Genomic DNA, 11803 nt, shown 5'->3' on the forward strand with positions numbered 1-11803 from the left:
GGGTGTGCGCGCGGGATCAATGACCCGGGGAGCGGCGGAGCCGAGGATGAGGGCCTCCGCGTTTCGACCGTGGGAGGTGGCGGCGTGCCGGCGCGTACCACCGGCACCCCGGCGCGCCGGCGCCCCGGCGGCGCGGAACGCCGACCACCGAGCCGAGGCCCGAGGAGGCCGCGATGAGCGATGTGACCGAGCGGACCGGGACGAACGGGCTGCCTCCGGAGCTGCTGGAGCCGTGGGCGGAGCTCGGCGTCGAGTTGCTGGTGGACGAGCCGCACGTGAAGAGCTGGATGGAGGTGATCAAGCCCGGAGCGGCGCACCCCACCCACACCCACCGCTATCCGTTCGTGACGGTCGTGGTCGCCGGTGGCGAGGGCCGGTCCTGGACCCCCGACGGGGAACTGATCCAGCGGATGACGCTGCGGGCCGGCGAGGCCCGGTACAGCGGCGCGGAGATCCTGCCGCTGCGCCACCACATGACGAACGCCTCCGACTCGGAGATCGTGCTGGTCACGGTCGAACTCCGCTTCCCCGGTCCGGTGATCTGACCGCACGGGGAGGACCGCGCACACACCCAGCCCGGCGGCGCCCGCCGACCACGGCCCGGTCAGCCGAAGCTGCGGCGGTACGCGCGGGGGCTCACGCCGGCGGTGCGTTTGAACCGCTCGCGGAAGGCGGTGGGCGAACCGAAGCCCACCTGGGCCCCGATGTGCTCGACGGAGTGCCGGGTGGTCTCCAGGAGGTGCTGGGCCTGTCGGACGCGGGCGCGCTGGAGCCACTGGAGGGGGGTGGTGCCGGTCTGTTCGCGGAAGCGGCGGATCAGCGTGCGGGTGCTGACACCGGCGTGGGCGGCGATGTCGTCGAGGGTGAGCTGGCGCGCGAGGTTGTCCCGGAGCCAGGTCAGCAGCGGCTCCAGCGCGGAGCCCGCCGGGACGGGGGTGTGGTCGTGGGCGATGAACTGCGCCTGCCCGCCCTCGCGTTCGAGCGGCGTCACCGAGAGCCGGGCGGCGTCCGCGGCGACGGCGGAGCCGTGGTCGCGGCGGATCATGTGCAGGCACATGTCCAGCCCGGCCGCCGCGCCCGCGGAGGTGAGGATCCGGCCGTTGTCGACGTACAGCACGTCGGGGTCGACGTCCACGGCCGGGTAGGCGGCGGCGAGTCGCGCGGCGGCCCGCCAGTGCGTGGTGGCGCGCAGGCCGTCGAGGAGCCCGCTGGCGGCCAGGGCGAAGGCGCCCGAGCAGATGGAGGCGACGCGGGCGCCCCGCGCGGCGGCCTCCCGCAGCGCGGTGCGCACGGCGGGTGTCAGGGGCGCCTCGGGGTCGGCGGTGCCGGGCACGATGACGGTGTCCGCGCCCGTGAGCCCGTCCAGACCCCAGGACGCGCGCAGCGTGAAGGTCCCGGTGTCGATGTCCGGCTCCTCGGCGCACACGCGGATCCGGTAGCCGGGTCGCCCGTCGGGCAGACGGGTGCGGGTGAAGACCTCGATCGGGGTGGACAGGTCGAACGGGATCACCTGGTTGAGGGCGAGGATGGCGACCGTGTGCATGTCCGCAACGTAGCGGCTCGCCGGAAGTGCCCCGAGGGGCGGTACACCCTGCCGGCCGGCTCCGCGCGCAGCACCCGCCGGGGGCGGCGCGGCTCCGGTGAGGCGGGCGTCACACGCCAGAATTAGAGCAATTAGGTAAGCCTAAGCTAAGTTGGACGCCGAGGGCGCCTCCGCCAGGAGGCGCATCAGCCGAGGAGTCTGACGCACCATGACCCCACTCATTCGTCGTGCCCGCCGTAGCGCGGCGGTCGCCGTGGCCCTGGCCGTGAGCGGCACGCTGGCCGCCGCCGGCACCGCCAGCGCCGGCACCGGCGCCACGGACGCACCCGCCGTCGCCACGGCGCCGCTGGTCCGCGGCCTGTACCAGTCCGCGTACTCGGAGCGGAACGACGTCCTCTGGGTGACCTCCGCCGTGGGGCGGCCGCCGGTCACCACCTCCGCCCTGCTGAAGGTGGACCCGGACACGCTGGGGATCGAGGCGGCCTACGCGCCGCCGGTCACCGACCCGCTGACCGGTGCCGTCGAGGCGGTCTACGGGGTTGCCGTCGACGACGAGCACAACACCGTCTGGACGACCAACACCCGTGACAACAGCGTGGCCGTCTACAGCCAGACCGACGGCGAGCACCTCGCCACGCTGCCGAACGTGGCCCACGCACGCGAGATCGTCGTCGACGAGCGGCACGACACCGTGTGGGCGAGCGGCTTCGGCGACGGCACGCTGGTGGCCTACGACTCCCGGACCTTCGAGGAGCGCAGGCGCATCACCGTCGAGGGCGCCGGCCCGACCGGCCTGGCCGTGAACGAGCGGACCGGCACGGTCTACGCCACCGACCTGGACGGCGACCGGATCATCGAGGTCTCCCCGCGCTCCGGGGAACCGCGGCTGATCCCGACCGGCGACGGCCCGATCTCGATCGCGCTCTCCCGGAACGGCCGCACCGCCTACACCGCTGACCAGAACGCCGGCACCGTCTCGGTCGTCGACCTCGCCCGAGGGGTCGTCACGGGCTCCGTGCCGACCGGCGCGGGCGCCCTGTCGGTGGCCACCGACCCGCGCTCGGGCAACGTCCTGGTCGCCAACCGCGGGGCCGCCGACGTCACGGTCGTCGACCCGCGCCGGGGTGCCGTCGTGGCGACCGTGGCCACCGGCAGCAACCCCAACCACGTCGAGGTGGCCGACGGTGACGCCTACGTGGTCGACAAGTCCGGCTCCGGCCCCGCCGGGCAGGACCTGCTGCACCGCATCGGCCTCACCCGCTGACCGGCCGCGCCACGACGACGGGGCGCCGGCGCCCGGGGTGCCGGGCCCCGGCGCCCCGTCGGCCGCTCAGTGGCCGACGGCCCCGGTACCGCGCCGCATCCCGACCGCGGCGACCACGGCCCCCACCACGCACAGCACGCCGGTGAGGAGCACGGCGGTGTGCACGCCGTTCATGAAGGCCTGACCGCTGCCCTCGACCACGGCGGCCCGGAGCTGGGCGGCCATGTCGCCGGAGACCGGCGGGACACCCATCGCCACCGCGTCCCCGGCCTCGCGCATGCCCTCGGCGACCGCCTGGGGAACCCCCGCGCCGGTCAGCTCGCCGGTGAGGGTGGAGCCGACCCGGCCGCTGATCAGCGACACCAGCACGGAGGTGCCGAGCGCGCCGCCGATCTGCAGCGCGGTGCCCTGCAGCCCGCCCGCCACGCCGCCGTCCCGCACCGGGGCGTTGCCCACGATCGCGTCGGACGAGGCGGACAGCACCATGCCGACACCGAGACCGAGCGCGACGAACGGCGGCCACAGCGCGGTGTAGGAGGAGTCGACGTCCCAGGTGAGCATGCCGAAGGTGGCCGCCGCCTGCAGCACCATGCCCAGCGGCATGGTCAGCCGCGGCCCGAAGCGCCCGGTCAGCGCCGCGCCCAGGGGGGAGGCGACCAGGGAGGCCAGGCTCAGCGGCAGCGTGCGCACACCGGCCTCGACGGGCGAGTAGCCGCGCACGTTCTGCAGGTACAGCATCACGAAGAAGATCACGCCCAGCATGACGAAGAAGTTGAGCGCGGTGATGATCGTGCCGATGGTCAGCCCGCGGCTGCGGAACAGCCGCATCGGCAGCAGCGGGTGCTCGATCCGGTTCTCGTACCAGCCGAACGCCACGAGGATCAGCACGCCGGCGAGGAGGGCGCCCAGGGTGCCCGCGGACGACCAGCCCCACGTCTCCCCCTTGACCACACCGAAGACCAGGCTGAGCAGGCCGGCCGCCAGCAGGACGACGCCGGGGATGTCGAAGCGGTGCCGGCCCGTCGAGTTCCTGGACTCGGGGAGGACGGCCATGCTGAAGAGCAGCGCCACCAGGCCGATCGGGGCGTTGACGTAGAAGACGGACTCCCAGCCGACGTTCTCCACCAGCAGGCCGCCCACGATGGGGCCGAGCGCCGTCGACACCGCGGAGACCATCGCCCAGATGCCCACCGCCATGCCGAAGCGGTTGGGCGGGAAGACCGCGCGGAGCATGCCAAGGGTGTTGGGCATCAGCAGGGCGCCGAAGAAGCCCTGGGCCGCCCGGAAGGCGACGACGCCCTCGATCGATCCGACCAGGCCGATGGCCACCGAGGCGAGGGTGAACCCGCCGACGCCGATCAGGTAGTACCTGCGCCGCCCGTAGCGGTCACCGAGCTTGCCGCCCAGGATCAGGGCGGCCGCCAGGGCGAGGAGGTAGGAATTGGTGACCCACTGCAGGTCCGCGGTGGACGCGCCGAGGTCCCGCCCGATCTCCGGGTTGGCGATGGCGACGACGGACCCGTCGAGCTGGACCATGAACAGGCCGAACGCGACCGCGATCAGGGTCAGCCAGGGATTGGACCGCCGACGACCGGCGGCCGCCCGCGGCGTGGGGGACGCGGGCGGGGTGGAGTGATCCACGAAGGTGGCCATGGAGGGGGAACGCCTTGTCTTGGGATGGTTTCTGACGGGGAGACAGGACGGCGCGGCACGACCGCGGGCGTGCGGCACCCGTCGGGCGTGCGCGGCGCGTCAGCGCCCGGGCACACGCACGGGAAGACGCCGCGGACACATCGGTGACCGCGTGCGTGGTCGGGCCGGCCGCCCCACCGGGCGCCGGGGTGGTGGGATCAGCCGGCCGCGGGGTGGAGGTGGCGCGTCAGTGACACGAGCGCGCCCAGGGCCGATCCGAGGGCGTCCCGTTCGCCGTCGGTCAGGGCGAGCAGCGCGTGGGACAGGTGTCCCACCTCCAGGCGCTGCGCCTCGGCCAGCCGCTGCCGGGCCGTGGCGGTGGGGTGCAGGTGCGCGACCCGCTTGTCCACGGCGTCCCGCCTGCGCTCCAGCAGCCCAGCCTCGATCAGCTGGGAGACCAGGGCGCTGACGTTGTTGGGCTTCATCAGCAGCGCCTCGGCGGCCTCGCGCACCGTGGCGCCCTCGTGCTGCGCGACGAACCGCAGCAGCGCGAGCTGTCCCTCCGGCGGCTTGGGGTGCGGGAAGTCCTGACGCACCCGCCGCTCCAGCGCCCGGTTCAGCGCGGGCAGGACCGTCACGAGCTCTGCGGCTACGCGGTCGGTGTCCCGGGAGGACGCGCTGGAGGTGGGCACGCACCCACAATAGGTACATGCACATACCTATGTCAACATAGGGACCTCGGCCGTCGCCGGGTCGCCACCGGGTCGCCACCGGCGCCGCCGAACGGCAGGACGTCCACGGCCGCCGCGCCGCGACGCCCCGTTCGCCCCGTCCTCGGCCGATCACGCCCCGGCGCCGACCCGCTCCCCCTAGCATTCGGCCGGGCACCCGCCGCCCGGGCGCCGGGACGTCGGAACGTGGGGATCGGGGGTCACCGTGCGCGGACGACGCGCTGGCGCGGTCTACCTGGCTCTGGTGGTCCTCGGCGCGGTGGGCGCGCTGTGGCTCTCCCAGGCGCGCGACCTGGGCGTCGCCCAGACCGCCGTCGCCCTGCTGCCCACCGCGGCGGGAACGTACCTCGCCTGGATGACCTTCGCCGCCGGCCGCGCCGACGCCCGGCGCGGCCTGGGCCTGGCGGAGATCGCCGACCGCCTCGCGGCGGAGGTGCGCGGGCAGTGGGAGGCCGAGGTGGAGGTCCGCCGGGTGGGCGACCCCTACCCGATCCCGGTGTCCTGGCGGCCCGCTCCACCGGACCTGGTGGAGGAGTGGGGCCTGCTGGAGACGACGGCCGCGGGCTGGCCGGCCGGCACCGTCCCCGATCCGGCGGGATGGGCGTCCCGCCCGGAGGAGCTCGCCGGAACGGGGGGCGAGCTCGCCGCGACGCTGCGCAAGGTCCCCACCGGCAGGCTGGTGGTCCTCGGTGCCCCCGGTTCCGGCAAGACCGTCCTCCTCGTGCGGATGCTGCTGTCCCTCCTCGGCACCCGCGAGGAGGGTGCCGCCGTGCCGGTGCTGTTCTCCCTGGCGTCGTGGAACCCGGCCGAGCAGTCCCTGGGGGCGTGGCTGGCCGAGCGCCTGGTGCAGGACCACCCCAGTCTCCGGGCGGCCGCCCCGGACGCGCCCGCGCGCCGGAACCGCGCGGAGGCGCTGCTGGCGCGCGGCCTGATCACCCCGGTCCTCGACGGGTTCGACGAGATTCCCGAGGGGGTGCGTCCGCTCGCGCTGAGCACGATCAACGCCGCCCTCCCGATGGGCAGGGCCGTGGTGCTGTCCAGCCGGGTCGACGAGTACCGGGCCGCGCTGGCTCCCCGCTCCGCCGTGCCCACCCGGCTGCTGGGGGCCGCGGGCGTGGAGTTGCTGCCGCTGGGCCCGCGGGTGGTCGCCGACTACCTCCGGCGCGACGCGGGCGGCGAACGGTCCGCGTCGGCGGCGCGCTGGGCACCGGTGGTGGCCCGACTCGGCACCCCCGGTACCGCGGTGGCGGGGGCGCTGGACACCCCGCTGATGCTCTCCCTGGCGAGCACGATCTACAACCCCCGCCCCGGGGAGCACGTGGGGGCGCTGCCCGACCCGGCCGAACTGTGCGACACCCGCCGCTTCCCCACCCCGACCCACGTCCGCCACCACCTCTTCGACGCCTTCGTCCCGGCCGCGTACCGACCTCCCGCGGACTCCGACGGGCGCCCGCGGTGGCCGGCCGCCGCCGCACGGCGGTGGCTCACCTACCTCGCCACCCACCTGGAGCACCACCTCCAGGGCACCACCGACCTGGCGTGGTGGCACCTGCGGCGCGCCGCTCCACGCCCTCTGGTCGGCCTGGCCGTCGGGCTGCCCTGCGGGGTGGCCGGCGGGCTCGTCGCCCTGGACGGCGCCGACCTCGGCATCGGCTTCGGGGTGGGGCTGGGGGTGGGGATCATCCTCGGGTTCGGCGTCGGGATACCGATCGGCCGGATGGCGCACGGCCAGGCCGGCCGGACGCTGGCCGGCCTGGCCGGAGGCCTCGCGGGCGGCCTGGCGGGCGGGATCATCGCCGGGTTCGCCGCCCAGTTCGGCATCGGGCGCGCGGTCGGCCTCGCCGGAGGCGTCGCCGCCAGCCTGGCGGTGGGTCTCGCCATCGGGCCGGTGAGCGGCCCGCGGGGCGGCCTGGCGGGAGGGCTGGTCGGCGGCGTGGTGGCCGGCCTGCTGCCGGGCCTGGGGGCGGGGACGCCGTCCGTGGTCGTCAACGGTGTCGGGGCGGCGCTGGCGGCGGGGCTCACCTCCGCCCTGGTGGAGCGCGGCGAGCCCGCCCAGGGCCTGCACTGGTCCCCGGTCGGGCTTGCGGGAGGGCTGGCGGGCGGCTCCGCCGTCGGACTGGCGGCCGCGCTCGTCACCTCCCCGACGGTCGGCCTCGTCGTCGGCCTCGCGATCACGGCGCTGTGCGCGCTCGCCGCCGGCCTCACCGGCGCGTCGGGGGACCTGTCCGCGGGCGAGCCGCGTGCCGTGCTGGCCCGGGACCGGCGCACCTACCTGGTGGCGGCGGTGACCACCGCCCTGGCGGTCGGACCGCTCAGCGTGTCGATGATCGCGCTGGCGGCGGCCACCGAGGTCGGCGGCGCGGAGGACCTCGGCACGCTGGTGGCGACCGCCGCACCGCCCGGCGCGTGGATCGGCGTCTTCTGGGGGCTGATGCTGGCCTTCACCCAGGCCGCCTGGGGGCCCTTCGTCATCACCCGGTGCTGGCTGGCGCTGACCGGCCGCCTGCCGTGGCGGCTGATGAGCTTCCTGGCGGACGCCCACGCCCGCCACGGCGTGCTGCGGCAGACGGGGGCGGTGTACCAGTTCCGCCACGCCGAGCTGCAGCGCCGCCTGGCCGCGCGGGACCGTCGCTGACGCCGCGGAGATCGCGGCCCGCGTCGGCCGCCCGCGGCGGACCTGCTCACCGACCGGGGCCGTCGGCCGGTTCGCCGGCCCGCTGGCGCTCCCGGTAGTCGCGGGGCGGGATGCCGTAGGCGGCGCGGAAGGCCCGGGAGAAGGCGGCGTGGTGGGTGAAGCCCCACCGCCGGCCGATGGCGTTCACCGGGGTGGCGTGCTGGGCGAGGTCGGCGAGGTCCCGGCGGGCGCGTTCCAGGCGCTGGCGCCGCAGGTAGGCGGCGACGGTGTCGTCCTCGCCGCGGAAGAGGCGGTGGAGCTGGCTGACCGAGATGTGGTGGGCGGCCGCGATCGTCCCCGGGTCGAGGTCCGGGTCGGGCAGGTGCCGCAGGATGAACGCGCGGACGCTGAGCACCAGGGAGCGGGTGCGGCTCTCCGGGGTGAGCCGGTCCTCCTCCTCCAGGTGGTGCGCGAGCGTCGCGGCCAGCAGGTCGGTCAGGACGGTCTCCAGGCGGGCGCCGTCGGAGGGCCGGAGCGCCCCTGTCTGCTCGACCAGGCCGAGCAGGACGGTCGCCAGCAGTCCACCGACGCCGCGCCGGGGCAAGTGCCGGGTGAGCAGCCGGTCGACCGAGGCGGAGGGCAGCGGCAGCAGGGCGCGCGGGACCTCCAGCCCCACCCCCTCGACGCTGTCGCCCGGGACGAAGCAGTCGAACGGCCTGGAGGTGTCGATCACGTACATCCGGCCGGCGGTGTGCGTCTCGGCACGGCCGGCCTGGCTGATGGCCAGGGCCCCGCGCAGCGTCAGGGTCAGGTGGTAGTACTCCGGGTCGGCCTGGCGGATCAGTCGCGGTGTCCGCCGCCAGCTCATGGCCTGCATCCCGGTCGGCCACGCCTGGACGGAGCCGAGCCGCAGCAGTCGCATCCGGGCGGCGAAGCCCTCGGCGTGCGCGCTGCTCACCTCGGTGGGGCACATGGCCCGCGCCATGCTGTCCCGCCAGAACTCGAACCGGTCGGCCGCGGGCACCTGGGCCGTGTCGAACACCGTCTCACGCATCGTCTCCCCCGTCGCTCGCACCTCGGACGCCGCGCCGGGAAGCGGTGGACGTCCCCCACGGTGTCCCCGGTCGTCGGCGGGCCGGCCCGGCGCGCGCTTCCGGGTTGTCCGTGTTCGCACAGGCCGTGCTTCCCGTCCGGAGCAGACGAGTACCACCCGCCCGGAGTTCCCCGGGGGAACCTCCCGTTCCCCACCGCCGGCGCGGCGGGGACACGGCGGGCGCAGGGGGTCAGCGGACGACGGCGTAGGCCTGCTCGCCGCGGTGGCTGGCGGCGGCGCGGACCCCGCCGTCCGCCGTGGGGCCGGTGGCGCAGACCTTGCCCAGGGTGTGCGGGGGGACCTCGCGTATCTCGTGGCCGCGCCGTTCCAGCTCGGCCAGCGCGCGGGCGTCGAAGCCGCGTTCCACGACCAGGGCGCGGGGGTTGCTCAGGCGCGGGGTGAAGGACGTCGGCGGGTGGTCGGTGTGGAAGGTCCGGGCCTCGACCGCCTCCTGGAGGTTCATCCCGAAGTCGACGTGGCCCAGGAAGAACTGCAGCGTCCACTGGTCCTGCTGGTCGCCGCCGGGCGTGCCGAAGGCGAGGTGGGGGCGGCCGTCCCGGAGGACCAGGCTGGGGCTGAGGGTGGTGCGCGGGCGCTTGCCCGGGGCCAGCACGTTGGGGTGGCCCTCGACGAGGTTGGTCATCTGACCCCGGGTGCCGAGCGGGAAGCCGAGGCCGGGGATGACCGGTGAGCTCTTCAGCCAACCCCCGCTGGGGGTGGCGACGACCATGTTGCCGTCCCGGTCGGTGACGCTGACGCAGGTGGTGTCGCCCCGGGCCGCGGTCCGCAGGACGACGGTCGGGATGCCGCTGTCCAGCTGCCCGAGCCAGTCCGGGGCGTCCGGGGGCGGGGCCGGGCGGTCCAGGACGGGCGGGATCCGCGGGGCGCGGCCGTCCGGGCTGCCCGGGCGCAGGACGTCGCTGGCGCGGTCGCCGATCAGGGCCCGGCGCTCCGCCGCGTACTCCGGGCTCAGCAGGGTCCGCAGCGGGACGTCGGCGTGCCGCGGGTCCCCGTACCACGCCTCGCGGTCGGCGAAGGCCAGCTTGGCGGCCTCGACGACGGTGTGCAGGTGGTCGGCGCCGCCGAACGCCATGGCGCCCAGGTCGAAGCCCTCCAGCAGGGCCAGCTGCTGGAGGAACACCGGGCCCTGCGACCAGGGGCCGGCCTTGTGGACCCGGTAGCCCCGGTAGTCGACGGCCACCGGTTCCTCCACGGTCGGGCGCCAGCCGGCGAGGTCGGCGCCGGTGAGCAGCGCGCGGTTGCGGCGGCCGGTGGCGTCGACGGCCTCGGCGGTGGCCAGGTGGCGGTCGATGGCCTCGGCGACGAAGCCGTCGTAGAAGGCGGCGCAGGCGGCCTCGGCCTGGCCGGCCCGGTCGGTGGTGGCCGCGCGTGCCTCGGCCAGGATCCGCCGGTAGGTGCGGGCCAGGTCGGGGTTGCGCATCCGCGCCCCGGGGGCGGGGGCCGCTCCGTGGTGGAGGTAGGTGCGGCCCGACTCGGTCCACTCGTCGCGGAACAGCGGGGCCAGCACCTCGATCATCTCGGCCGCCTTGGGCAGCAGCGGGTACCCGTGCTCCGCGTAGGCGATGGCCGGTTCCAGGACGTCCTCGACGCGCAGCCTCCCGTGGTCGCGCAGCAGCCGCATCCAGGCGCCGAACGCGCCGGGCACGCAGGCGGCCAGCAGCCCGGAGCCGGGCACCTCGGCCAGGCCCAGGGCGTGGATCGCCGCGGGGGTGGCGGCGGCCGGCATGGGGCCCTGGCCGCAGATCACCAGGGCGCGCTCGGCCGCCGCGTCGTACGCCAGGATCGGCACGTCGCCCGCCGGGCCGTTGAGGTGGGGTTCGACGACCTGGATGACCAGGGCCGCCGCGGTGGCGGCGTCGAAGGCGTTGCCGCCGCGGTCGAGCATCGCCATGCCGGTCGCCGAGGCGAGCCAGTGGGTGCTGGAGACGGCACCCCTGGTGCCGTGGAGCTCGGGGCGGTGCAGCACGCCGGTCCTCTCCTTCGGTGGGGCGGGGCGGTGGGCGGGGTGGGGGTGGTCCGCTGGCCGTCGCGGACGGCGGGTCAGCCGGCGGGGCCGGGGAGGGTGCCGGCGGGGGTGACGGTGCCGGAGACGGAACCGCGCACGGCGCGCCCGGCGGTGACGGTGACCGTTCCGTCCAGCCGTGACGGGTGGCCGGACGCGCCGCCCTGGCGGACGGTGTAGGCGTGCTCCCCGTCGGCAGGGGGAGCGTCGGCCGGGTGGGGCCCGGGCAGCAGGCCCGCCTCGGCCAGCCACACCCCGAGCGCGAGGGCGACCGGTCCACAGGCCGGGTCCTCCGGGATCCCGAAGCCGGGGGCGAACAGGCGCACCGCGGCGGTCCGGGCGGCCGGATCCCACGCGACGAGGGCGAGCGCGGGGAGGTCGGAGGCCGCCATCGCGTCGTACCGGGGGCGGGCCGCGGCCAGGGCCCGCGGGGCCACCGGCAGGAAGGGGAAGCGGGCGCCGCCGTAGCCGGCCCGTCCGGCGGCGGCCGCGGGGTCGAGGGCGTCGGCGTCCAGGCCGGCGGCGGCGAGCAGTGCCGCGGTGTCGGGCTCGGTCTCCGCCCGCGGGTCGGTGCCGAGCAGGGTGGCCCGGTCGGCGGCGGCGACCAGGTGCTGCCGCCCGGTGCCGCACTCCTGCGTCACCGGGCCGGGCGGGACGCGGCCGAGCCGGACCAGGGTGGCGGCGGTGCCGACGCACGAGTGCCCGCCGCCGGCGGACTCGCGGTCCCCGGTGAAGACCCGCACGCGGTAGCCGGCGGACGGGTCGGTGGGCGGCAGGACGAAGGCGGTCTCCGTGGCTCCGGACCGCGCGGCGACGGCCCGCATGGTGGCGGTGGAGAGCCCGGCGGCGTCCGGGACGACGGCGAGCGGGCTGCCGCCGCAGGGGTGGTCGGTGAACATGCGG

General features: G+C 76.1%; 9 protein-coding genes. 3 read left to right on the top strand and 6 right to left on the bottom strand.

The annotated features are described in order from the left end of the window. The first annotated feature begins 173 nt into the window (after window positions 1–173). Window positions 174–545: a cupin domain-containing protein gene (locus FHU37_RS08110; RefSeq protein ID WP_179813536.1), complete on the top strand. Its 372-nt coding sequence runs from the start codon at window positions 174–176 to the stop codon at window positions 543–545. Window positions 546–604: 59 nt separating this feature from the next. Here the strand turns inward: FHU37_RS08110 and FHU37_RS08115 are convergent, their stop codons facing one another. After that, the gene (locus FHU37_RS08115) at window positions 605–1543 is read right to left on the bottom strand and encodes a GlxA family transcriptional regulator (RefSeq protein WP_179813537.1); all 939 of its coding nucleotides are present in this window, start codon (window positions 1541–1543) and stop codon (window positions 605–607) included. Window positions 1544–1751: 208 nt separating this feature from the next. On the opposite strand from FHU37_RS08115, the gene FHU37_RS08120 reads away from it, so the two are divergent. Next, window positions 1752–2807 (top strand): YncE family protein, encoded by a 1056-nt coding sequence (locus FHU37_RS08120; protein ID WP_179813538.1) that lies wholly within the window; start codon window positions 1752–1754, stop codon window positions 2805–2807. A 66-nt stretch (window positions 2808–2873) separates the two neighbouring features. Here FHU37_RS08120 and FHU37_RS08125 read toward each other — a convergent pair whose 3' ends face one another. Together FHU37_RS08125 and FHU37_RS08130 are read right to left on the bottom strand one after the other, a co-directional pair. Beyond that, window positions 2874–4460, bottom strand: coding sequence for an MFS transporter (locus tag FHU37_RS08125; RefSeq protein ID WP_179813539.1), 1587 nt, complete (start codon window positions 4458–4460; stop codon window positions 2874–2876). A gap of 197 nt (window positions 4461–4657) precedes the next feature. Further along, complete coding sequence (locus FHU37_RS08130) at window positions 4658–5131, bottom strand: MarR family winged helix-turn-helix transcriptional regulator (protein WP_179813540.1); 474 nt, start codon at window positions 5129–5131, stop codon at window positions 4658–4660. Window positions 5132–5375: 244 nt separating this feature from the next. Between FHU37_RS08130 and FHU37_RS27420 the strand changes: the two genes are divergently transcribed. Then, window positions 5376–7805 carry an NACHT domain-containing protein gene (locus FHU37_RS27420; RefSeq protein WP_218903971.1) on the top strand — a complete coding sequence of 810 codons (2430 nt, stop codon included), beginning with the start codon at window positions 5376–5378 and terminating at the stop codon, window positions 7803–7805. 46 nt (window positions 7806–7851) lie between these two features. Here the strand turns inward: FHU37_RS27420 and FHU37_RS08140 are convergent, their stop codons facing one another. From FHU37_RS08140 to FHU37_RS08150, 3 genes are all read right to left on the bottom strand, one after another. Then, window positions 7852–8838, bottom strand: coding sequence for an AraC-like ligand-binding domain-containing protein (locus FHU37_RS08140; RefSeq protein WP_179813541.1), 987 nt, complete (start codon window positions 8836–8838; stop codon window positions 7852–7854). 229 nt (window positions 8839–9067) lie between these two features. Continuing rightward, window positions 9068–10864 (bottom strand): gamma-glutamyltransferase family protein, encoded by a 1797-nt coding sequence (locus FHU37_RS08145; protein ID WP_179813542.1) that lies wholly within the window; start codon window positions 10862–10864, stop codon window positions 9068–9070. Window positions 10865–10938: 74 nt separating this feature from the next. Then, on the bottom strand, window positions 10939–11799 hold the full coding sequence (locus tag FHU37_RS08150) for a PhzF family protein (RefSeq protein WP_179813543.1): 861 nt from the start codon (window positions 11797–11799) through the stop codon (window positions 10939–10941). Between the last annotated feature and the right edge of the window lie 4 nt (window positions 11800–11803).

This window comes from Allostreptomyces psammosilenae (assembly GCF_013407765.1).
Taxonomy (GTDB): Bacteria; Actinomycetota; Actinomycetes; order Streptomycetales; family Streptomycetaceae; genus Allostreptomyces; species Allostreptomyces psammosilenae.